Annotated in this window: 18 protein-coding genes and 2 pseudogenes; 11 read left to right on the top strand and 9 right to left on the bottom strand. The window is 69.2% G+C overall.

Going from position 1 to position 23,203, the window contains the following annotated elements:
• The 4 genes from ACYVMZ_RS37910 to solA all read right to left on the bottom strand — a co-directional run.
• A partial coding sequence (locus ACYVMZ_RS37910; protein ID WP_461087634.1) for an ABC transporter ATP-binding protein occupies positions 1–563 on the bottom strand: 563 nt, incomplete at its 3' end.
• A complete protein-coding gene (locus ACYVMZ_RS37905) occupies positions 556–1,662 on the bottom strand; it encodes an ABC transporter substrate-binding protein (RefSeq protein ID WP_461087632.1) in 1,107 nt (368 codons plus the stop codon). The genes ACYVMZ_RS37910 and ACYVMZ_RS37905, both read right to left, overlap by 8 nt.
• 80 nt (positions 1,663–1,742) lie before the next feature.
• On the bottom strand, positions 1,743–2,810 hold the full coding sequence (locus tag ACYVMZ_RS37900; protein ID WP_461087630.1) for a succinylglutamate desuccinylase/aspartoacylase family protein: 1,068 nt from the start codon (positions 2,808–2,810) through the stop codon (positions 1,743–1,745).
• Positions 2,807–3,946, bottom strand: a complete 1,140-nt coding sequence (gene solA, locus ACYVMZ_RS37895) for an N-methyl-L-tryptophan oxidase (RefSeq protein WP_461087628.1) — start codon at positions 3,944–3,946, stop codon at positions 2,807–2,809. Before solA ends, ACYVMZ_RS37900 begins: the two co-directional genes overlap by 4 nt.
• Before the next feature lie 281 nt (positions 3,947–4,227).
• Between solA and ACYVMZ_RS37890 the strand changes: the two genes are divergently transcribed.
• Positions 4,228–4,974, top strand: a complete 747-nt coding sequence (locus ACYVMZ_RS37890) for an IclR family transcriptional regulator (protein WP_461087626.1) — start codon at positions 4,228–4,230, stop codon at positions 4,972–4,974.
• A 277-nt stretch (positions 4,975–5,251) separates the two neighbouring features.
• Positions 5,252–5,995 carry an IclR family transcriptional regulator gene (locus ACYVMZ_RS37885; protein WP_461087638.1) on the top strand — a complete coding sequence of 248 codons (744 nt, stop codon included), beginning with the start codon at positions 5,252–5,254 and terminating at the stop codon, positions 5,993–5,995.
• A 67-nt stretch (positions 5,996–6,062) separates the two neighbouring features.
• On the opposite strand, the gene ACYVMZ_RS37880 is transcribed toward ACYVMZ_RS37885, so the two are convergent.
• The 4 genes from ACYVMZ_RS37880 to ACYVMZ_RS37865 form a co-directional block, all read right to left on the bottom strand.
• Positions 6,063–6,416: a cupin domain-containing protein gene (locus tag ACYVMZ_RS37880; RefSeq protein ID WP_461087624.1), complete on the bottom strand. Its 354-nt coding sequence runs from the start codon at positions 6,414–6,416 to the stop codon at positions 6,063–6,065.
• Positions 6,417–6,540: 124 nt separating this feature from the next.
• A complete protein-coding gene (locus ACYVMZ_RS37875) occupies positions 6,541–7,980 on the bottom strand; it encodes an NAD-dependent succinate-semialdehyde dehydrogenase (RefSeq protein WP_461087622.1) in 1,440 nt (479 codons plus the stop codon).
• Positions 7,977–10,880, bottom strand: a complete 2,904-nt coding sequence (locus tag ACYVMZ_RS37870) for an FAD-binding and (Fe-S)-binding domain-containing protein (RefSeq protein ID WP_461087620.1) — start codon at positions 10,878–10,880, stop codon at positions 7,977–7,979. Before ACYVMZ_RS37870 ends, ACYVMZ_RS37875 begins: the two co-directional genes overlap by 4 nt.
• Positions 10,877–12,145: an aspartate aminotransferase family protein gene (locus tag ACYVMZ_RS37865; protein WP_461087618.1), complete on the bottom strand. Its 1,269-nt coding sequence runs from the start codon at positions 12,143–12,145 to the stop codon at positions 10,877–10,879. Before ACYVMZ_RS37865 ends, ACYVMZ_RS37870 begins: the two co-directional genes overlap by 4 nt.
• A gap of 471 nt (positions 12,146–12,616) precedes the next feature.
• Between ACYVMZ_RS37865 and ACYVMZ_RS37860 the strand changes: the two are divergent.
• Positions 12,617–13,003: pseudogene (locus tag ACYVMZ_RS37860) on the top strand (PucR family transcriptional regulator); the annotation flags it as partial.
• Positions 13,004–13,974: 971 nt separating this feature from the next.
• On the opposite strand, the gene ACYVMZ_RS37855 reads toward ACYVMZ_RS37860, so the two are convergent.
• Complete coding sequence (locus ACYVMZ_RS37855; protein ID WP_461087616.1) at positions 13,975–15,252, bottom strand: NAD(P)/FAD-dependent oxidoreductase; 1,278 nt, start codon at positions 15,250–15,252, stop codon at positions 13,975–13,977.
• Positions 15,253–15,440: 188 nt separating this feature from the next.
• On the opposite strand from ACYVMZ_RS37855, the gene ACYVMZ_RS37850 reads away from it, so the two are divergent.
• The 8 genes and pseudogenes from ACYVMZ_RS37850 to ACYVMZ_RS37815 all read left to right on the top strand — a co-directional run.
• Positions 15,441–16,121 (top strand): haloacid dehalogenase type II, encoded by a 681-nt coding sequence (locus tag ACYVMZ_RS37850; RefSeq protein WP_461087614.1) that lies wholly within the window; start codon positions 15,441–15,443, stop codon positions 16,119–16,121.
• 657 nt (positions 16,122–16,778) lie between these two features.
• Positions 16,779–17,465 (top strand): GntR family transcriptional regulator, encoded by a 687-nt coding sequence (locus ACYVMZ_RS37845; RefSeq protein WP_461087612.1) that lies wholly within the window; start codon positions 16,779–16,781, stop codon positions 17,463–17,465.
• A gap of 1,098 nt (positions 17,466–18,563) precedes the next feature.
• Complete coding sequence (locus tag ACYVMZ_RS37840) at positions 18,564–19,025, top strand: RidA family protein (protein WP_461087636.1); 462 nt, start codon at positions 18,564–18,566, stop codon at positions 19,023–19,025.
• A gap of 120 nt (positions 19,026–19,145) precedes the next feature.
• Complete coding sequence (locus tag ACYVMZ_RS37835; RefSeq protein WP_461087610.1) at positions 19,146–20,255, top strand: alanine racemase; 1,110 nt, start codon at positions 19,146–19,148, stop codon at positions 20,253–20,255.
• 72 nt (positions 20,256–20,327) lie between these two features.
• Positions 20,328–21,062: an SDR family NAD(P)-dependent oxidoreductase gene (locus ACYVMZ_RS37830; RefSeq protein WP_461087608.1), complete on the top strand. Its 735-nt coding sequence runs from the start codon at positions 20,328–20,330 to the stop codon at positions 21,060–21,062.
• Between the two features lie 220 nt (positions 21,063–21,282).
• Positions 21,283–21,471, top strand: a pseudogene (locus ACYVMZ_RS37825) (transposase); the annotation flags it as partial.
• Between the two features lie 73 nt (positions 21,472–21,544).
• Positions 21,545–22,648, top strand: coding sequence for an ABC transporter substrate-binding protein (locus ACYVMZ_RS37820; protein WP_461087606.1), 1,104 nt, complete (start codon positions 21,545–21,547; stop codon positions 22,646–22,648).
• Positions 22,641–23,203 (top strand): ABC transporter ATP-binding protein (locus ACYVMZ_RS37815; protein WP_461087604.1); only part of this gene is annotated, 563 nt, incomplete at its 3' end. The genes ACYVMZ_RS37820 and ACYVMZ_RS37815, both read left to right, overlap by 8 nt.

Here is a 23,203-nt window from a genome sequence, read left to right as displayed (position 1 = left end):
TTGTCCAGGGCACCGAGCGGCTCGTCCATGAGGATGACCGGCGGGCGGTAGACCAGCGCCCGGCACAGGGCGACACGCTGCTGCTGACCGCCGGACAGCTCACGCGGCTTGCGGCCGCCGAACCCGGACAGGCCCGCGATCTCCAGCGTCTCCCCCACCCGCCGACGAATCTCGTCCTTCGGCACTCCGCGCAGGGTGAGCGGGAATGCGACGTTCTCGGCGACCGTCATGTGCGGGAAGAGCAGGTACTGCTGGAAGACGAAGCCGAGGTTTCGCTTCTGCGGGGCGAGGCGGGTGACGTCCCGGTCCCCGACGGTGATGGTGCCGGAGTCGGGTTCGCAGAACCCGGCGATCATCATCAACGTCGTGGTCTTGCCCGACCCGGACGAGCCCAGGAAGGTGACGAACTCCCCCGCGGCGATCTCCATGGACGCCTCGTCGACAGCGACGACATCCCCGTACGTCTTGCGCAATGCCACAACCGACAGCGACTTGCCGGTCGCGGTGGCCGGCTTGTTGCCGGCCACCTTCACCGACGGTGTGGCGACACCGAATTCAGCCACGAGCCCACTCCAGCCAGCGCTTGGTGACGGCCGCTTCGTTCTTCAGCCACCAGTCGATGTCCGTGTCGAAACCCTTGTCGTAGTACTGCGGCGCACCCGCCAGCGCGTTGCGCTCGTCCTCGGTGAGCTTGGCGTAGGCCAGCGGGGACGACGGGTTCGACGGGAACGCCTTGGCCAGGGCGGCCTGGCTCTCGGCCCGCAGCGAGAAGTCCATCAGCTGGTAGGCGGCGTCTATGTTGGCCGCGCCCTTGGCGATGGCATAGCCCTGGAACTGACGGCGCATACCGTTGAGCTGCCTGGTGACCGGGACGCCCTGCTTCTGCAGATCGGCGATACGGCCGTCCCACACGGTGGACATCGTCACCTCCTGGCGGCTGAGCAGCACACCGGGCAGCGGGCCGCTGTCCCAGAACTTCTTGATGTCACCCCGCAGCCGCGTCAGCACCTTGAAGGCACGGTCCACATCCAGCGGGTACAGCTTGTCCATCGGGACACCGTCGGCCAGCAGCGCGAACTCCAGCTCCGGCAGATCACCGTCCGGGTTGCACATCGAACGGCCGCCCTGGAACGCCCCGGTGTCCCAGAAGTCCGCCCATGACTCCGGCTTCTTACCACCGAACGCATCCGTGCGGTATGCCATACAGGCGCCGTAGAAGCTGCTGCCGATGGCATGGTCGGTGATCTGGTTGTCGGGGATCTTCGCGCTCTTGACGCTCTTGACCCGGTCGAGGTCCAGCGCCTCCAGCGCGTCCTGCTTGACGTACTTGGTGTGCGACATCATCGAGTTGTTGATGAGGTCGCACTGCGGCCGGCCCTGCTTGATCTGCGCCAGCAGCGGAGCGTCGTCCAGGTTCAGCACCTTGACGGTAATGCCGGTCTCCTGCGTGAACGGCGTGTAGATCGCCTTCTGCAGAGCCGCACCATAGGAACCGCCGCTGTCGCGGACGACCACCGTCTTCCCGCCCTTGCCGCCGCTGCCGGCGCCGGACCGGCTGGTACCGGTACCGCAGGCGGAGAGGGCGGTCGCGGCGGCGACACCCGCAGTGACCCCGCCTATTCCTCGCAGGAACAGTCTGCGGTCTATTCGGGCATCTTTCATCGTGTGCCTCCTGGGTGGTGCTGGCCGTGAGAATGGGGAGCGGCTGGGGACGTGGAAAGGGGGGCGGCTGGAATGGGGGTCTAGGGGCGGGGGCCCGCCTCGTCGGATCCGGCACCCAGACCGGGGGCCCGGAGGGTGTCGGCCCGCGCGGCCGTGTCGGGGTCCCACGGGACGGCGAGGGCGGCGAGTTCGGCACCGGTGGCGACGGTGAGGCCGTGCATGCCGTAGAAGATCCGGCCGTCGGCCGGGGCGTGGACGGTGTGCTCGGTGCCGTCGGTCGGGTCGATGATGCGGCCGAGGAGGTCGCCCTCGGCGACTTCGCCGATGACGTCGGCGTCGAAGGAGAACTCCGGGTACCACAGGCCGGTGGCCTCGGCGGTGACGCCGGCGGACCAGACCCACTCGCGGATCGGTGCCGGAGCGGAACCGTCCTGGTCGAGGACGCCCAGATGGCGAAGTGCCTTCAGCAGTCCGTCGACACGGCGGAGGGCGGTGGCCTCGTCCCGCTGGCCGAGCTGGCCCACCTCGACGAGGACCGCCGAGATACCCCGGCGGGCGGCGGCCGCGTGGCTGTTGCCGCCCTCGGGCGCCAGTCCGAGGATGACGTCCTCGATGCCGAAGGAGCCTGCCAGTTCGGCCGTCGCCTTGTCCAGGTCCGGGTCACCGGTGAGGCGGTAGCCGACGAAGTCCCGCAGGACCTGGTCGATGCCGGCGCAGTGCAGGTCGATGTAGACGTCGGCGCCGTCGACAAGGTGGGTGAAGAGCCAGGCGGCCAGCCGTTCGGTGGGGCCGCCGGCCGGGTCGCCGGGGAAGACACGGTTGAGGTTCACGCCGTCGACCGGGGAGACGTTGAGCCGGCCCTGGTACACGGCGGGAGGGTTGGCGACCGGACAGACGATCACCTGCCCGCTCACCTCGCCGGGCTCCAGCAGGTCTGCCAGGCGCGCGGCGGCTTCGATGGGCGTGAACTCGCCGCCGTGCACACCGGCGGTGATGACGACCCGGGGACCCGGGCGGGTTCCGTTGACCAGGGTCACCGGGATGTCCGCGGTGAGGGTGCCGAGATCGGCCTGGACGGTGCCGCGGGCCTTGGTGCCGGGCCGGGCCGCCAGAGAGCCGACGGAGAGGGTGGTGTCCTGCATGGTCATGCCTCCGTACGGCCGACGGTGGAGAGGAAGTCGATGGGCTGGGGCGAGGCGCCGTCCAGCGCGAGGTCCGCGGCGATGTCGCCGAAGGCGGGCGAGAGTTTGAAGCCGTGACCGGAGAAGCCGGCGAGAAGGATGACGTTCTCGGCGCCGGGCAGGGGGCCGACCAGTGGGCGGCTGCTCTCGGTGTAGCCCTCCATGTAGACGGAGAGGCGGGTGGGGTCCGGGTGCAGGTCGGGCAGGTAACGCCCGATCAGCTCGGAGAAGATCTCCAGTTCGTCCGGCCGCACGGTGCGGTCCAGTTGGTTGGGGTCGTCGGCGAGACGGTGCAGCGCGCGGGACAGTCCGAGCTTGACCGAGATGCCGTCCGGGGAGGGCAGGCCGTAGCAGTGGGTAGGCGCCGTGCGGATGAACGCCGGGCGCTCCTCGCCGAACCAGGCGTCGGGGGCGGTGGGCACGTACCAGGCGCTGACGAGGCGGCGGACTTCCACCTCCCACGGCAGGTCGGGCAGCAGGTCGTTGACCCAGGGGCCGGGCGTGACGACGGCGGTGTCGAAGCGCTCGCTGCCGGAGTCGGTGCGGATCTCCACGCCGCCCGCGACGGGGACGATCTCGCGGACCGTGCTGTAGCGGTGGATCACGGCGCCCAGCTGCTCGGCGCGGCGGGCGGCGGTCTGGATCGTCAGCTCCGGGCGGATGAACCCGGCACGACGGTCGAGTACTGCCGCGTCGCCGTCTTCGATGCGGTACTGCGGGAAGCGCTTGGCAAGCGTTTCGGCGTCCAGTACCTCGTGGTCGAGGTCGTGCTCGGCGATGGACTGAAGGACGGTGGCCATCTGCTGGTGGTCGGTCGGCCCCATGAGCAGGCACCCGGTCAGGCGGCGCAGCTCGCGGCCGGTCTCCTGCTGCAGCCGCTCCCAGAGGGCGTCGGCGTGCTTGAGGAGCGGGACGTACCGGGAGTCCTCGAAGTGCGCGCTGCGGAAGATCCGGGACTCGCCGCCGGCGGCACTGCGGTCGTGGCCGGGTGCGTAGCGGTCGTAGCCGACGACCTCGGCGCCGCGGGCCGCCAGCCGCCAGGCGGCCTGGCTGCCCATCGTTCCGACGCCGATCACCGCGACGCGCTTCCTGGCAGCTGACACAGGACTTTCCTTTCGTATCGCCGAGGCGCATGCTGGGCCTTCGACGTGAGGCTGTTCGATTCGAGATGGTTTGGGCGGGAGTCAGGCCCTCCTAGTGGGCCTGCGCTCGCAACCGCCGCGTCTCGCAGTCCGGCTCACTTCCGGGGGTCTCTCCGAAGGCCGTGCCACTATGTGGAATGCTGTGCTAGAATCTGGCACGAAGAATGACAGTGGCTTCGGCAAGGAGTCAAGAGGGTGTCCAGCGGAAATTTTGAGGATTAACAGGGGGAAACCGGATGGAAATGAAGAGCGTCACAAGGTCGCTGCGGATCCTGGAGGCGGTCGCCCAGCATCAGCCCGTGACCGTAGGAGAGTTGACGAAGCTCTTCGGACTGCCGAAGTCCACCGTGCAGCGCACCTTGATCACGCTGGCGGAGGCCGGCTGGCTGCGCGCCAACCGCAAGGACACCACCCGCTGGGAGATCGGCGCCCGCGTCCTGGCCGTACGGCCCGCCGCCCTCCAGGGCTCCAGCCTGTTCGCCGCCGCACGTGACCCCATGGTTCGCCTTCGGGATGCGGTGAACGAGACGATCCATCTGTCGGTGCCGGACGCCCTCCAGTGCATGGTCGTGGTGGACCGCGTCGACTGCGACCACCCGGTACGCACCTTCCACACGATCGGTGACACCTCACCCCTGCACGCCACCGCCGTCGGGCGCGCCATCCTCGCCCACCTGCCGAGGCGGGACGTCGAAGACCTCATCGCGGCAGGACTGGAGCGGTTCAGCGACACGACCCCCGTCGAGCCCGAGGAGTTGCGCACCGAGCTGGACCGGATCCGCACCGACGGCTACGCGATCAACCGCAACCAGTACCGGCCCGGCGTCTGCGCCGTCGCCGCGCCCGTGCTCGACGAGGACGGCACCCCACTGGCCGCCGTGGCCGTCTCCATGCCCGAGGCACGGTACGACGGTGCACAGGCACCCAAGTGGGGCCGCCTCGTCGCCGACACAGCCGCGGAGATCTCTCAGCGCCGCCTGGGCGCCTGAACGGCAGACGACGACCCCCAAGCCGTCGACCGAGGGCCGGCTCGCACGCGTCAGCGCTCGAGCCGGCCCTCAGCCATGCCCGACCACTGTCCAGCACCGCAGCGAATCCGGCGCTCCCGGCGTGCGTCAAGGTCAGTTCGGCGATGGACCAACTCAAGCTTCGTGCCAGATAGTGGAACGCTATGCTAAAATACGGCACGATCATGACCGTGAACCGGTGCTGGAGTCACGAGGTGAGAACCAGGAATCCACCGGTCTGAGGGGGCATCGAATGGAAATGAAGAGCGTCACCAGGTCGCTGCGGGTTCTGGAGGCAGTCGCCCGACATCAACCCGTGACCGTCGGGGAGCTGACAAAGATATTCGGGCTGCCGAAGTCCACCGTGCAGCGCACGCTGATCACGCTCAATGAGGCGGGCTGGCTACGGGCGAACCGCAAGGACACCACACGCTGGGAGATCGGCGCCCGCGTCCTGGCCGTACGGCCCGCCGCCCTCCAGGGCTCCAGCCTGTTCGCCGCCGCGCGTGAACCCATGATCCGGCTCCGCGACGCGCTGAACGAGACCATCCACCTGTCCGTGCCGGACGCCCTCCAGGGCATGGTCGTCGTCGACCGCGTCGACTGCGACCACGCCGTACGGACCTTCCACGCCATCGGTGCCACCTCGCCCCTGCACGCCACCGCCGCCGGAAACGCCGTCCTCGCCCATCTGAGGAAGTCCGAGATAGACGAGGTCACCGCGGGGACGCTGGAGGGTTACGGCGAAGAGACCATCACCGACCCGGAGCAACTGCGGGCGGAGCTCCACCGCGTGAGAGAGCGCGGCTACGCCGTCAACCACAACCAGTACCTTCAGGGTGTCTGCGCCATCGCGGCACCGGTGCTGGACGGTGAGGGCGCAGCACTGGCCGCCGTGGCCGTCTCCCTGCCCGACTCGCGCTTCGAGGCCGGCCGACTGCCCGAGATGGGTCGGCTGGTCGCCGAGACGGCGGCGGAGATCACCGCCCGGCACCTGGCCTGACGACGGTCCCGGCTCCGGATCCTCACCCCGCTGCCGGCCGCGCTCGCAACCCGACGTGGCCGACCCATCACTTCACGATCACGTAGATCTTGCGCACGGTTTCAATGGTCTTCCAGACACCGACGAAGCCCGGCTTCATGACAAAGCTGTCGCCTGCCTTGTAGACCACCGGCTCGCCACCTTCCGGCGTGAGTTCGACGATGCCGGCGAGGATGTGGCAGAACTCGAAAGTCTCGCCCTTGATCGAGCGCGTCTCGCCGGGCGTCGCTTCCCAGACTCCCGTATGGATCATCTCCCCGCGGGCGATGTCCTGGGGCCAGGTCATGAACGCGGGGTCGCCGGAGATCAGACGTTCCGGGAGCGGGCCGGACTCGTGCGGCGCGAACGAGGGGTTGGTGTCGATGGTCTTCAGGAACGACATGTTCTTTCTTTCCTTGGAGTCGAGAAATTGATGGCCGTCCACCCGTGCCCGGCGGCGTGGAAAACCGGGCACGGGTGAGGCCCGTCACGGTGCGTGCTGCGGCGCGGTCAGGGCATGACCGCCGTCATCGCACGGGCACCGCGAGGTACTGGTACTCCAGGAACTCGTCGATCCCCACCCGGCCACCCTCGCGGCCGAGCCCGGACTGCTTGACGCCGCCGAAGGGTGCGGCCGGGTTGGACACGAGACCCGTGTTCAGCCCCACCATGCCCACCTCCAGCCGCTCACTCACCCGCAAGGCGCGGTCCAGTCCCTCGGTGAAGACGTAGCCGACCAGGCCCCAGGGGGTGTCGTTGGCCCGGCGGATCACCTCGTCCTCGTCGTCGAAGGTGAGGATCGCGGCGACGGGGCCGAAGATCTCCGTGTCCATCAGGCGACTGCCGGGATCGACGTCAGCCAGCACCGTCGGCGGGTAGAAGCAGCCGGGGCCTTCGGGTGTACGGCCCCCTACGAGCACCTGCGCCCCGCGCTCCACCGCGTCGGCGACGAGTTCCTCCACCTTGGCGCGTCCCCTCCTGTCGATCAGGGGGCCGACGTCGACGCCGTCCCGGGTGCCCGGACCGACGACCAGCGCGCCCATCCGCTCGGCCAGCCGCCGCCCGAACTCCTCCGCCACCGACCGGTGCACGAAGAAGCGGTTGGCGGCCGTGCAGGCCTCACCCATGTTGCGCATCTTGGCGACCATCGCGCCGTCCACGGCCTTGTCCAGGTCGACGTCCTCGAAGACGATGAACGGCGCGTTGCCGCCCAGCTCCATCGAGGTCCGTACGACCGCCTCCGCGCTCTGGGCGAGGAGCAGCTGCCCGACGGCCGTGGAGCCGGTGAAGGAAAGCTTGCGAATCCGCCCGCCGCGCAGGAGCGGTTCGCACACCTCCCCCGCACGGGAGGTCGTGACGACGTTCAGCACGCCGTCCGGCAGCCCGGCCTCCTTGAGGATGGCGGCGAGAGCCAGGCTGGAGAGAGGGGTCTGCGGGGCCGGCTTGAGCACCATCGTGCAGCCGGCCGCGACGGCCGGGCCGATCTTGCGGGTGCCCATGGCCAGCGGGAAGTTCCACGGGGTGATCAGCAGGCAGGGACCGACGGGGCGGCGGGAGAGCAGCATGCGGTTACGGCCGTCCGGCAAGGTGGCCAGGCCACCGTCGATACGGACAGCCTCCTCGGAGAACCACCGGAAGAACTCCGCCGCGTACGCGACCTCTCCCCTGGCCTCGGCCAGCGGCTTGCCCATCTCGGCCGTCATCAGATGGGCGAGCTCGTCGGTGCGCTCGATGATGATCTCGTAGGCGCGGCGCAGGATCTCGCTGCGCACCCGGGGCGCCGTACGCGCCCACTCCTCCTGCGCCTGAACCGCCGCGTCCTCCGCGAGCTTCGCGTCCTTGGGGCCGGCGTCCGCGACGTGGCAGAGGATGTCGCCGGTCGCGGGGTCGTCGACGGGCATGGTGGCGCCGTCCGCGGCGTCCACCCAGGCACCGCCGATGAACAACTGCGTGGGTGTGTCGGTCATGAGTTCTCTCCTGGTTGTCCGGGCCGGTCGGCGGCGGGGTCGAGCAGTTCCGCGAGATGCAGGGCGCGGACGCCCCGGTCTCCGGCGAGGTGGTCGATCTGGGTGGCGCAGCTGAAGCCGTCGGCCACGACGACGGCCGGTGTCCGCGGGTCGACGTCGTCGAGGCGGGGCCTCAGGGCGAGGTCGGCGACAGCCATCGAGGTGTCGTAGTGCTCTTCCTCGAAGCCGAAGTTCCCGGCGAGTCCGCAGCAGCCCTCGGCCTCGTCGACCTTCCGTACGCCGAGGCGGTTGAGCAGGTCGCGGGGGTGGCGGCCCTTGAAGGTGGCGTACTCGTGGCAGTGGGTCTGCAGGACGACGTTGTCCGGCAGCTCCGGTGGCGTCCAGCCGGGGGCGGCGAGATCGGTCAGGGCCCCGGTGAGGGTGTGGACACGGGCCGCGACGCGGCGGGCGGCGCGGGTGCCGAGGAGTTCGGGCACGTCTCGCTTGAGCGCCGCGGCACAGCTGGGCTCGGCCACGACGATGGGCCGGTCGTCGCCGTTGTCCAGGCGGGCGACCGTACGGGCCATGATGCGGCGCGCGCGGGACAGCTGTCCGGTGCTCACCCAGGTCAGGCCACAGCACAGATCGTCCTCGGCCGTGCAGGGGAGGCCGGCGTCGGCGAGTACACGGCTCGCGGCTCCGGCGATCTCGGGGCGGAAGGCGCGGGTGAAGCTGTCCACGAACAGCAGCGTCTTCGCCGGTTCGCCGGTCCTCGCTGTGCGTAGGGCCCGGCGGAGCGCGCGCCGGGAAGCGAAGGCCGGGATCCTGCGCTTCGTGGTCACGCCGCCCAGGCGCGCGAGCAGCTTCCCGAGGGGGCCGCGCAGCAGCGCGTTCACCGGGCGGGCCGCGTATCCGACGAGCTTGGACGTCAGGGGCAGCCAGCCCAGGGAGTAGTGGGAGCGGGGTCTGACTCTGCCCTTGTAGTGCTGGTGCAGGAACTCCGCCTTGTACGTGGCCATGTCGACGCCGACCGGACAGTCGCTGGAGCACGCCTTGCAGGACAGACACAGATCGAGGGCGTCCTTGACCTCGGTCGAGCGCCAGCCGTCCTGGACGGTCCCGCCCCGCACCATCTCCTGCAGGAGACGGGACCGACCCCGCGTGGAGTCGTTCTCCTCCCCCGTGGCCCGGTAGCTGGGGCACATCACGCCGCCCGCGTCGCTGCGGCAGCGGCCGACACCGACGCAGCGGCGTACCGCGCCCGCGAAGCCGTCCTCGTCGTGCGGGAAGGAGAAGAGGGTCTCGACGGGCAGCACGTTCGAGGGTGTGTGCAGCGCGAGGTCGGCGTCGAGGCGGGCCGGGGCCACGATGACGCCGGGGTTGAGCAGGCCCTCGGGATCGAAGGTCTCCTTGAAGGCGGTGAACGCCCGGATCATGCGGTGGCTGTACATGACCTCCAGCAGCTCACTGCGCGCCCGCCCGTCGCCGTGCTCACCGGACAGGGTGCCGCCGTGCTCGACGACGAGTGCGGCGGCCTCGGACAGGAAGCGGCGAGTGGCTGCTCTGCCGGTGTCCGTGGCGAGGTCGAAGTCGATGCGCACGTGGACGCAGCCGGCGCCGAAGTGTCCGTACAGCACGCCGGTCAGCCCGTGGCCGGTCAGCAGCTTGCGGAAGTCGCGCAGGTAGGCGGCCAGGTTCTCGGGCGCGACGGCCGAGTCCTCCCAGCCGGGCCAGGACTCCCCGCCGTCGACGAGCCGGGCGGCGAGCCCGGCCCCGTCCTCGCGGACCCGCCACAGTGAGCGCCGCTCGGCCGCGCTCTCCACGACTCGTCCGCCGGTCATCCGGCCCCGGGCCTTGAGCACGGCCAGCAGCTCGGCGGCGCGGGCGTTCACCGCGCCCTCGTCGTCCCCGTCGAGTTCGACGTACAGCCAGGCACGCCCCTCGGGCAGTCCGGTGACGGAGTCCGGCCCACGGCGGGCGCGCATGGTGGCGACGATCGCCTCGTCCATACCCTCCACGGCGGTCGGATTCCACCGCAGGATCTCCGGCACGTCCTCGGCAGCGTCCACGACGTCGTCGTAGCCGAGGGTCAGCAGCGCCGAAGCCTGTGCGGTCGCCACCAGGCGGACCGTCGCCGCGGTGACGACCGCACAGGTGCCCTCGGTGCCGACCAGCGCGCGGGCCATGTCGAAGCCGTGCTCGGGCAGCAGGTGGTGCAGCTGGTAGCCGGAGACCTGGCGCGGAATGCGGCCCAGCTCGGTGCGGATCGGCGCCAGGTTGGCGTCGATCAGCCGCCGTACGTCCGCCTCGAGTCGGGCCACACGCTGGACGGCGTCCGTGTCGTTCGGGTCGGCGGCGCGCAGGCCGGTGCGGTCGGCGACGGCCCGCACACCATCGGCCGTCACGATCTCCAGCGCCATGATGTGACTGCTGGTACGCCCGTGCCGCACCGACCGGTTGCCGCACGCGTCGTTGCCGATCATGCCGCCGAGGGTGCAGCGGCTGTGCGAGGACGGGTCGGGGCCGAAGGTCAGCCCGTGCAGCGCGGTCGCGCTGCGCAGCGAGTCCAGGATCACGCCGGCCTCGACGCGCGCGGTGCGCGCCTGCGGGTCGATGTCCAGGATCCGGTTCATGTACCGGGAGAAGTCCAGGACGACGCCGGGTCCGACGGCGTTGCCCGCCATGCTCGTGCCGCCGCCGCGCGCGGTGACCGGGACACCCGCCTCGCGGCAGGTCCGCAGCACCGCGGCCACGTCGTCGGCGCTGCGGGGGAACACCACGGCCTGCGGCGGAACCCGGTAGTTGGAGGCGTCGTAGGCGTAGAGGCCGGTGGCGCCCGGGCCGGTCTCCACCCGCAGGCCGGGAGCGGTCTCGGCGAGCCGCGCTGCCAGCGGCTCCAGGGCCGTGGTGGCGTCCGTCATCGCCGTGCCGCTCCCGAGGTGCCGGCCTCGACCGCGGTCGCCCACGCCTGGAGGCCCTCGTCCACCGCGGTCTCGTCGATGACGAGTGCCGGGATCATGCGCACGACCTGATTCCAGGCGCCGCACAGCAGCAGGAGGAGTCCCTCGTCGACGGCGGCACGCTGCACGCGGGCGGCGGTCTCGGGGTCGGGACTGCCGTCCTCGGTGACGAACTCGGTGGCCAGCATCAGCCCGAGACCGCGTACGTCCCCGATGCCCGGCGTCCGGTCCGCCACCGCCTCCAGGCCCTGGCGCAGCCGCTTGCCCATCGCCTCGGCGTTCTCGACGAGCTTCTCGTCGCGTACGACGTCGAGCGTGGCGCAGGCCGCGGCGCAGGCGACGGCGTTGGCGCCGTACGTACCGCCCTGCGAACCCGGCCACGCCTTGGCCATCAGCTCCTCCGAGGCGGCGATACCGGACAGCGGGAAGCCGCTCGCCAGGCCCTTCGCAGTGACGAGGATGTCGGGCGTGACGCCGAAGTGATCATGCCCCCAGAAGCGGCCGGTGCGGCCGACGCCGGTCTGCACCTCGTCGAGGATCAGCAGGAAGCCGTGGCGGTCCGCGCGCTCCCGCAGGCCCTCCAGGAAGGCGCGGGTGGCGGGCACGTAGCCGCCCTCGCCGAGCACCGGCTCGACGATGATCGCGGCCGTGTCGGCGGGCGAGGAGATCGTCTGGAGGGTGTAGTCGAGTTCCTTCAGGGCGAAGCGTGTAGCGGTCTCCTCGTCCCAGCCGTAGCGGTAGGCCGCCGGGAACGGGGTGACGACGACACCGCTCATCAGGGGGGAAAAGCCGGAGCGGAAGCGGGTGCCGGAGGTCGTCATGGAGGCGGCGGCCACCGTACGGCCGTGGAAGCCGCCGTGGCAGACGATGACGTTCGGGCGGCCGGTGGCCTGCCGGGCCAGCCGCAGCGCGGCCTCGACCGCCTCACTGCCGGAGTTGGTGAAGAACAGGCTGTCCAGACCGGTCGGCAGCACCTCGCCCAGCTTGTCCACCAGACGCCGCAGGGGCTGGTGCATGACGGTCGTGTACTGGCCGTGGATCAGCGTGCCCACCTGCTCCTGTGCCGCGGCCACGACCTTGGGATGGCAGTGCCCGGTGCTGGTGACGCCGATGCCGGCGGTGAAGTCCAGGTAGCGGCGGCCGTCCTCGCCGTAGAGGTGGACGCCCTCGCCCCGGGCCGCCACCACGGGCGTGGCCTGGCGAAGGTGCGGCGACAGTGCGGTCATGTTCGTCTCCCGGCCTCGGTGTTCGGTCTGCTGCGGTTCTGCTGCGGTTGTACTGCGGTCTGACGAGCATCTCGGCGGACCAGGGACGCGCCAACGCGCGATCTGTCCGGCCGGGACGCGAGATCCGGACGTTGTGTCAGCCGCGCCGGGCCCTCCACCCCGCCCCTCCGCCTCGTAGCTGCCGTCTCCGGGCTCTTGCGCAGGTCAGCGACGGTGACGGGGCACTTCCCCGAGCTCTGTGCCTTCACCGGAGCCGGGACCCCCATGGAGGCACCGTGAGCGAGAACCACCCCACGGCTCCAGGGCCGGGCGCCGACGGCCCCGACGCCTGCGTGCCGGGCCGCGACATGAACACCGCCGGCCGCCCGCCCACCGTGGCCGACGTACTGGCCCTTCCCGTCCTGGCCGCCGGACAGCCCCCAGGTCGTCACCGGCTTGTCCCGGCTCGACCGCCCCGTCCGCTGGGTCCACATCACCGAACTGACCGACCCCGCCTCCTTCCTGAAGGGCAGCGAACTCGTCCTGACCACCGGGATGCCTTTGCCCGAGGGCCTGCGTCGCCTTCTCTTCGCCCTCCGCGACGACACCCGGATCCAGGACTACGCCGAACGCCGGCTCGGCCGACTCGCCGACCACGACGCCCGCCACGGCACGGACCTGCTGACCACCCTGCGCCACTACCTGGACGCGGCAGGCAACAAGACGGTGGCCGCCCGCTCCGGCGGTCTGCCCCGCGAGACCGTCTACCAACGTCTGCGCGCCATCGAGCGGATCCTCGACTGCGACCTCGAGTCCGGCGAACAGCGCACCGAACTACACGTGGCACTCACGGCACTCGACGTCCTGCGGGTCCGCTGAGGTCCGTGCCGGTCGGTGCCCTTGACTGCGTCTGACAGGCCATCAGAGCGGGCGTCACAAGCGTCACTCCATGTATCAGCGCATTCGGCGCAGTTGGACAGGGGACTCGCACGGGATGGGTGAACGGGCCACGATCCTGATCGGTCGATCTGCCGGGCGAACGCCTCGTACGCGCCCGCGTCGAAGAGGACGAACCTGCCGTCCTCGTCCGGTCTCCTCGCCGACCCTACCGCCGTTCACCGCGATCCTGGCGGCGTCGTCCATCGGCCACCCGTAGATGGCCACCGAGACGGCTGGAAAGGCGATCGTACGAGGCCACGGCCCGTCCCTCACCCGCAACGACTCCCAGTGAGCTGCACCCGCGACGGCTTCCACACCACATCCGCGGGCCGAGCGGCCGCCCGATCTTCGACGGCTACCTCCTCAACCCCAGTGACCACCTTCCCGTCAACTCCGTGGCACCGGCCGTCGCCAAGGATGACCCGCGCCGGAAGGTCCAGCACTCGATGTCGCCCAGCGTGCAGCGGCTGTGCGAGGACGGACTCGGACCGAAGTCCAGCCCGCGCAACTCGGTCGCACTCCGCAGCGCATCCAAAAAGCACACCGGCCTCGTCCTGCGCCGTGCGCGCCTCGGCGTCGATGTCCAGGGCCCGGTTCATGCACCGGGAGCAAACCAGGACCGCACTCGGCCCGACCGCGTTGCCCGCCATGCTCGTGCCACCGCCCCGGGGCCGTGACCGGCACACCACCCTCACGGCAGGCCCGCAGCACCACCGACCATGTGGTCGGTGCGGAAAGGCCGCGGCCCGTGGCAGCAGACGGTAGTCGGAGGCGTCGTAGCGCACGGGCCTGTCGATCCCGGGCAGGTCTCCACCCACAGACCGGGGGCGATCCGGCGAGACGTACAACCAGTGATGCGAGGGGGGTGTCATGCGTCCACCGCCCATCTGCTCAGCATCTCTGTTTCACGCCTACTTGATGAGGTCCTTGAACTTGTAGTAGGCGCCCGCGAAGGGCAGGAACCAGGGCGGGCCGAAGTGGCCCGGGATCCGTCGGAAGGGCAGATCGCACCAGGGGTTGGCGGACGGCGTCCCGTTCATGTACTCGGCCATCTGCTTGCCCATGTAGGTGGCCATCTGCACGCCATGGCCGGAGTAGCCGAGCGAGTAGAACAGCCCGTCCTGCTCGCCCGCGTGCACCATGCGGTCCATGCTCATGTCGACCAGGCCGCCCCAGCAGTAGTCGACGCGCGTGTTCGTGAGCTGCGGGAAGGTCTCGGTCATCGCCCTGTGCAGGATGCGCCCGCTCTTCGCGTCCGACTGCTGGTCGGGCAGGGCGAACCGGGCGCGGCCACCGAACAGCAGCCGGTGGTCCGGAGTGATCCGGAAGTAGTTCAACAGGTTCAAGGTGTTCGACGCCATCCGCCGGTTGGGCAGCAGCGTGTCGCAGACGTCCTTGCCGAGCGGCTCGGTCACGATGATGAAGCTGCCGACGGGCGCGAGCCTGACCTGATGCCAGCGGAACGGCCTGCGGGTGTAGCCGCTGGTCGCGACGAGCACCTGGGCGGCCTCGACGGTCCCGCGCGCAGTGACCAGCTCGTGCCGCGTGCCGCCCAGCCGCTCGACCTTCTCGACCGGTGCCTTCTCGTGGAGGGTGACGCCGAGCCGCGCGGCCGCCTCGGCGAGGCCCTTGGTGAACTTGCCGACGTGCAGCCCAGCGCTCTTGGTGTCGGACAGCCCGCCGTGGAAGCGGTCGGAGCCGATCTCGGTGTGGAGCTCGCTCTTGGGGATCAGCCGGGTCTCGATTCCGAGGCGGCCGGACATGATCTCGTGGGTCTTGCGCAGACCGTCGACGTGGGCCGGCTTGGAGGCCAGGACCAGCTTGCCCGTGCGGGCGAAGTCGCATTCGATCCCCTCTTCGGCGACGAGCTTCTCGATGGTGTCGACCGCGTCGTGGTAGGTCATCAGGTACGCCTTCGCGGTATCGAACCCGTAGCGGGCAACCGCCTGCCGGAACCCGATCGACAGGCCCGTGGTGGCCATGCCTCCGTTGCGGCCCGATGCCCCGAATCCGACCGTGTCCTTCTCGAAGACGTGCACGTTGGCGCCCTTGCGCGCCAGATGCAGTGCCGTCGAGAGGCCGGTCAGGCCGGCACCGATGATCGCCACGTCGACGCGCCCACCGATCTCGGTCCGGGATCGGTCCGGACCCTGGGGAGCGGTGTCGAGCCAGTAAGGGGTGAACTTCATGTCGCTGCTCTCTCCTGCCAGTGCCGTCCGTTGTGAACGCGCGGCGCGTGGGTCAGGCCCTTTCGAGGGTTCCGCAGAGTGGGCCTGAGGGAAGTTCGGGCCTGTTGACAGTTGTCGACAATAGCCTTATCGTCGACAATCGACAAGCGACAGTGCCTGGCTCCTTCGATCGGCAACTGGAGAGACCCATGGAGTTCAAGAGCAAGCCGAAGTTCGTCACGTTCGACATGAACGGGACGCTGATCAAGTTCAGCATCAACGACGCGATGCGTGAGGTCCTGGGCGACCGGCTGCCGGCCGAGGTCGCCGACGAGTACCTGCGGATCTGCAAGGCGTACCGGATCGACGAGTGCACGGGCGCGTACCAGCCGTTCCACCAGGTCGTCGCTCGTTCCATGGAACGCGCCTCGCGCAGGGTCGGTCTCGAGTACCGCGAGGACGACGCGCGAGCGGTGTACGAGATCATCCCCACCTGGGGCCCGTACCCCGGTGTCACCGAGGCGCTGAACCGCCTGGCCGAGGAAGTCCCGCTGGTCATCATCACGAACAGCGACACCGCGCATGCCGTGCGCCTCGCGGAGAACCTCAAGGCCCCGTTCGAGGTCGTCATCAGCGCCGAGGAGATGGGCGTCTACAAGCCACGGCTCCGTGCGTTCGAGTACACGTTCGACAAGCTCGGCGTGACACCCGACGAGATCGTGCACGTCTCCGCGAGCCCGATGTATGACCTGCGCTCCGCGGCCAACCTGGGCATCAAGAACAAGGTGTACGTCGACCGCGGCTTCGAGCAGGACGAACACTGGCTCGGCTACAAGCGGATCACCGACATCGCCGACCTCCCGGTCCTCTTCGGCCTGCCCCGTCCCTGACGCCCACGTGCGGTTGCGGGTCACGGAAGGCAGTCTCCGGATCGCTGAGATGCAGAGAAGAAGGCCATTCCGTGACCCACGGGGAGGTGGCGCACGACCGCCGGTGCGGGTGATCGAGCACGCCGCCAGGATCGGAAACGTCACCGATCTGCCAGAAGCTCGGCGTCTCCCGCAAGACCTGGTACGACTGGACGAAGAAGGCGAACAGTTGGCGTGCGGAGGCGCGGGTGCTGCGCCGCACATCCGGGGCACCCTGAGCCACGGACCGCCGCGCTCACCCCCCACAAGGCGTTCAAGGCGCGAGTCGCCGGGTGGAGGATCGTCCCTCACCAGATCCCGCCCCGGCCTCCACGGCGCAACGGAGTCCATGAACGGATTCAACGCACCGTGCTGCGCGAGTTCTACCGGATCCGCTCCCGCCGAGGCCCGGTCAACCACGTCGGCTCTGCCGGACACGTCCCAGCAGGGCCGCCTTGGTCCGGTACCGCCCCCACCACGGCGCCTGCATGGCCGGCCGCACCCTGCTGCCGGTCCACATGCACCTCCGAGACGCCGGCCTGGGGCGCAGATCACCAACTTGAGGTGTCGATGCAGATCAGCGGAGGTATAGTCGACAAACGACCAAGTGGTCGACAACGGGCAAGGGAGGGCGACGGGGTGGACCACAAGTTCGAGTGGCAGGAGCAGCGGATGACGACGCCGGACGGCGTCTACCGCACACTGCGTGCTGCCATCCTCGACGGGACCGTACCTCCTGGTGGCCAGCTGCGTGAGGCACACATCGCCGCGGATCTCGGTATCAGCCGGTCCCCGCTGCGCGAGGCGCTGACCAAGCTGGAGGAGGAGGGGCTCGTCGTCAAGATCCCCTACCGTGGGGCGTTCGTCGTAGAGGTGAGCGCTCGTGAGGTCGCCGAGATCGACTCAGTGCGGCTACGTGTCGAGCCGTACGCCGCCGAGCTCTCGGCCGAAGCACTGCGCGGTCCTGAGCGGCCGCGGTTGCTGCAAACCGTCGAGGATCTCCGCCGGGCAATGGAGAAGGACGACATCCCCGCCAGCATCGACGCGCACCTTCGCTTCCACGGGCTCTTCTACGAACTCTCGGAGCACGGCGTCCTGCAGAGTCTCTGGAACAGCTGGGAGACCAAGCTGCGCCTCCACCTCAGCGCCGATCACCGCACTTACAGCGACAACCCGCATCAATTGGTCGTCGAGCACGAGAGGTTGGCCGCGGTTGCCCTGGAAGGCGACGCCGACGCGTTCCGTCAGGAACTGGCTGCCCATTTCCCCATGGGGCTGCGAGCCCAGACGGGAGATCAAGGGGAAGGCGCGCCCCGGCACGCATGAGGCCATGCCGCTTGCGTGAAGTGTCCAAGCCGGCTCGCCACCGTGAGGTCGGGATCAACCCAGCAGTGTCCTTGGCATCGACCCCTGGGCGAAGCACCGGTATGCGGTCGGCCAGACCGCTGGCCCGAACACCGGAGGCAGCTGTCGCCGGGTGCCTTGATCGGCAAGATTCCTGAAGCCGCAAGGCGACGCGTCGGTGAAGCTCGATGAAGCGATTGACGGCGGCTCTGGTGTCGGCGCGGCCGGTCTCACGGTAGACCGGGAACACCTCGCGGCACTGCTTCAGGGTCTCGCCGAGTCGCCTGGTCCAGGGGATCGGGCAGGTCGGGGCAGGCGGTCCGGATCTTCACCGACTCGTCGGCCCTCGACTCTCCTGGTAGACGGATCGGAGTCGCTCGGCGCACCGCCACCATCGCTCGCTCGAGCGGTACGCGCCGGCGGGCGGTGAGGTTCTGGCGCCGCAGCGCAGGACGGTCGAGATGCCGGGGAGCGGGTCCTTCTTACGGCCGCAGTAGACGTGATCTCCTGTCGCCCGGAACCCGGCGGTGGACGTCGTCGACGGCATGGGTGCCGAGTTGACGATGGAGAAAGGGTCCAGCAGGCGACCCGGTCCTCAAGTGAGACGTCGATGGCCTTCTTCCGGCCGTGGAACATCAGCCAGTCGCTGTAGGCCTCGCCGGAACAACCGGGCAGCAGGTCAAGCCGCCCTTGTGGCATGCGGATCTCGTCGTGGGTGAGGTCGGCCATCCCTGTCAACCGCTCGAGATCTCGCCGCCGTCAGCGATCGTGATGCGGACAGGTGTGCTGCACATACTGGTCCACGCCGAACCGCATGAGACCGGTGAGCCAGGTCACGTCGCGCTCGAAGGTGAAGTGTGTATTGACAGTTCTCGACGGGCACTCATATGGTCGACAAACGACAATATGGCGGCGATTTTAAGCCATCATGCGGCGCTTCTCCGCCACTGCTACTCGAGAGGAGAACCGAGTACAGATGATCAAGATTCATGTGAAGCGGGTTCTCATGGCCAGCTGCGAGGGTGTACGCCCCGCGCCGTCCACGGCGGTGGCTCAGTGAGCGGGCCCGTGACTTCGGCAGTGAACACCGGCTCGGCTTCCGATCGGCTTAAGGCCTTGGGTCTGGACCTGCCCGTCCTCGCCAGTAACCCGTACTACGTGGACCACCGGACGGTGGGCTCCAGCATCCACATCTCGGGCCAACTGCCGTACCAGGACGGTGAGCTGCTGGGTCAGGGCATTGTCGGCCGGGACGTCGAGCTGGAGACGGCGCGGGAGCTCGCGCGCCATGCCGCGCTCAACGCGCTCGCCGCCGCTGTGCAGGCGGTGGGAGATCTGGACCGGATCCGGATCGTGCAGATGCTGGTCTTCGTGGCCAGTACGCCGGACTTCGGTCTGCAGTCGCGGGTCGCCAACGCGGCCAGTGAACTGCTCATCGAGGTGCTGGGCGAGAACGGACGGCACGCTCGCACGGCGATCGGTGTCGCCGGGCTGCCGCTCAACAGTCCGGTCGAGATCCAGATGGTCTGCACCGCGGTGTAGGGCGGACGCGACGGCGGTGTACGCGAGCGCGCGATGTCGCGGGCCGTGCACGTTCGGCATCCGGGGAAGTCAGCACCGCGCCCCTCGATCATTCCCAGGCAGAACCACAAGGAGGGCAGTGTGAACCGGCTCCAACGAGCACTCGACGCTCTGGTCGAGCGGGTCGACACCCCCGCGCCGATCGTGCTGGTCGACGTCATGCAGGACAACATCGACCGCATGCAGGGCTTCGCCGCCCAGCACAACCTCGACGTCAGGCCGCACGTCAAGACGCACAAGTGTGTGGAGATCGGACGGCGCCAGATCGAGGCCGGCGCGGTCGGAATCACCGCGGGGAACGTCGGTGAGGCCGAGGTCTTCGCCGCGGCCGGATTCGACGACATCTTTCTCGCCTACCCGATCTGGCCCGCGGGAACGAAAGGGGCCCGGATCCGCCGGCTCGCCGAGGCCGCCCGGCTGCGGGTCGGCGTCGACAACGCCGCGGCGATCGAGGCTCTCGCCGACGCGATGGGAGACGAACCGGACCGGCTGCAGGTCGTGATCGAGGTCGACTGCGGCGCCCGTCGTTCCGGGGCGCCACCCGAGGCTGCGGGCGACCTCGCGCTCGCCGCCCGCAAACGCGGTCTGGTGCCGGTGGGCGTCTTCACCTATCCCGGTCACGGCAGCGCCGGTCGCGACGCTCGCCAGCGCGCCGCGCAGGACCAGGAAGCCGCGCTCACCACCGCGGTACGCAGCCTCGCCGACGTCAGGGTCACCGCAGAGGTGGTCAGCGCCGGCTCCACGCCCACCGTCGAGTTCTCCACCAGCAGCACCGCGATCACCGAGATCCGTCCCGGCGAGTACATCTTCGGCGATCTGAACAACGCTCGGCTGGGCGCCTGTGCGGAAGACCAGATCGCGCTGTTCGTCGCCGGCACCGTGGTCAGCGACTGGGTCCCCAACCAGGTCATTCTCGATGTGGGCACCAAAGCCCTCAGCCGCGAAGGCAGCCCCGAGATCGGCTACGGCGGCGTCGCCGGCACGAAGGCGGTCCTGGCCAAGCTCAACGAGTACCACGGATTCCTCCCGTTGCCGGACGGCGAGTTCCGCCCCAGCGTCGGCACCGTCGTACCGGTCGTGCCGAACCACGTATGCCCGGTCGTCATCAATTTCGAGGAACTGATCGTCACCGACAGCACGGGCACGTCGCTCCAGCGCTGGCCGGTCGACGCCCGCGGATTCCTCAACTGACCGGCCGCGGGACGAGATGTTCGTAGCAGAGCCCGCAACCCGACCGACCTCCCCCGCAAAGGAATACCTGACATGAGACTCAAGAACCTCGCGGCCCTGGTGACAGGCGCCAGCAGTGGCATCGGTCAGGCGGTGAGTGCCCACTTCCGCCGCGAGGGCGCACGGCTGCTGCTCACCGGCCGCAAGCAGCAACCCGACACCGCCCAGCTCGACGACCTGTATGTTCCTGGGGACCTCAATGACGAGGCGTTCGTCGAGCACCTGGCCAAGCAGGCCGCCGAGTCCCTCGGCACCGTCGACGTCGTCGTCCTCAACCACGGCCTGCAGGCCAGCAGTCCGCTTACCGAGATGCCCTACGACGACGCGAAGAACGTGCTCGACAGCAACCTGCTCAGCGCGTTCCTGGTGATGAAGCACTTCGCGCCGCTGATGCCCGAGACAGGAGGCTCGTTCGTCTGCGTCAGTTCACGGCTCGGCATGGTCGGCAAGCCCGGTGAAGTCCTGTACTCCGCCGCCAAGGGAGGCCTCATCATGCTCGCCAAGGGCGCGGCGATCGAATGGGCGCCGCGCAACATCCGCGTCAACGTCGTCGCTCCAGGTCTGACCGCCACCCCGACCATCGAAGCATCGTTCCGGCGCAGCTCCGACCCCGAGGCCTACCGCCGCGAGCGCGAGACCCAGATCCCGCTCCAGCGCCTCGCCACTCCCGAAGAGGTCGCCGACGCGGTCCTCTTCTTCGCATCAACGGAGTCGTCGTACGTGACCGGATCGGTCCTCCCCGTCGACGGCGGGTACACCGCTTTCTGAACACCCTGCTGGGCATCGCCCCCAGCATGGGGCTGAACGACCTGCTCTCCGTCTCGCCTTCTGCCTCCGGCGACCGCCGATTGCAGCATGACCGACGACCACGAGTCGAGTGCATGTCCCGATCGCCGCACTCGAACTGCGCCACCCACAGTGCGCCCGTGCCGAGGACCGCATCCGCGCCACCCCGGCCGCACCGACGCCACCGCGACACATCGCGCTGAGGACCACCGCCACCCTGCTGGTCACCATCTGCGACGGCTCCACCTTCCCCACCGCCGCTCACCTGGCCTTCTAGCCGGCGTCGCCCCGTGGGTCGTCGGGGACTTCGATCCACGGCGAACACGCGCCCAGAGCGGCAGACCGGCAACGCAAGCGGGCGAGGTTCCTGTCCGCGTTCGCCGCCCTGCACCATCCCACCCCCGCACCCGCGAGGTCATTCCCTGCACAGCTTCTCCCGTCGTCCTTAGACAAGGAGTATTGCCATGAGTGATTCGATGATCGGCCGGAGAGCGCTCCTGCGTGGAGCGGGCGGCCTGGCCGCCTTTGCCGCTCTTCCCTCTCTCGCCGCCTGTGGCACCGGTACCAGCCGTGTCTCGTCCGGCTCAGGCAAGGGCGGCAGCAAGACGGTGATCGTCCGTGACAGCGGCGGTTCCTATGGTGCGGCTCTGCAGAAGGCGATCTACACGCCGTTCACGCAGGAGACCGGCATTACCGTCAAGGTGCTGAACCTGGACGACGCTCCGCTGCTGGCGCAGATCAAGCAGGGCCGGCCGCAGTGCGACCTCATCAACAACTCGATGATGTCCCACTTCAAGTATGTGAAGCAGGATGCCCTGGAGGCGCTGGACCGCGACCGGATCAAGAGCCTGAAGAGCGCGAAGATCCCCCAGGCGCAGGTCACCGACCATGCGATCGGTCACAGCTTCTACGGCCAGTGCATCGGGTACCGCACGGATGCCTTCGGGGGTAAGAAGCCGGAGTCGTGGGCGGACTTCTGGGACACCAAGGCGTTCAAGGGCGCCCGCGCGATGGTCCACCCGGACGGTGACCTGCCGGAGCTGGAGTTCGCGCTGCTGGCTGACGGCGTGCCGATGGACAAGCTGTATCCGCTGGATGTGGACCGTGCGTTCAAGGTGCTGACGCGGCTGCGGGGTGACATCAAGAAGTTCTGGGACAGCGGCCCGCTGCCCGGTGTGCTGCTCAGCCGCGAGGAAGTGACGATGTCCACCGTGTGGGACGGCCGTCTGGCCGATCTGGAGAAGCAGGGTGTTCCGGTCGCACGGCAGCTCAACGGTATGCGCCGTCAGTTCTCCGGTTATGCCATCGCCAAGGGCGCGGCCAACATAGACGCCGCCTACCAGCTGATGGACTTCTCGCTGCGGGCCGAGAGCCAGGCCGCCCTGGCGAAGGCCTTCCCGTCGAACCCGTCTTCTCCGGTGGCCTACGCCAAGCTCACCGCGGATGAGCGTGACGCGCTCGCGGGTGCGCCGCAGTACTACGACAAGGGTTTCGACACGGACATCGACTGGTGGCTGAAGAACGAAGCGGCCGTCACCAAGCGCTGGCTGGAGTGGGCTCGTGGCTGAATTCGGTGTCGCCACACCGTCCGTCAGGGTGGCCGGCAGTACGTCGGCCACCGCGACCGGCAAAGCGCTGTCGGTGGTGGCTCTGCGCAAGACGTACGGTGACGTCGTCGCTGTCGACGAGGCATCCATGGAGATCGCGGCCGGGGAGTTCGTCACCTTCCTCGGCGCCTCCGGGTCGGGCAAGACCACGACCCTGATGATGATCGCCGGGTTCTGCGAACCCGACTCCGGCACCATCACCGTCGGGGGCCGCGACGTCACGCGGCTCGCGCCGCAGAAGCGGGGGCTGGGTTTCGTCTTCCAGCAGTACCTGCTCTTCCCGCACATGACCGTCAGCGAGAACGTCGCGTTCCCGCTCACCCTGCGCGGCGTGCCGAAGGAGGAGATCCGTCGGCGGGTGGGGGAGACGCTGGAGATCGCGGGCCTGTCCGGGTTCGGCGGCCGCAAGCCGCGTGAGTTGTCCGGCGGTCAGCAGCAGCGTGTCGCCCTGTGCCGGGCGCTGGTCTACCGCCCGCCGGTCATCCTCATGGACGAGCCGCTCGGTGCCCTGGACAA

It is taken from the genome of Streptomyces deserti (assembly GCF_054782695.1).
This window is presented reverse-complemented; position numbering and strand designations above follow the sequence as displayed.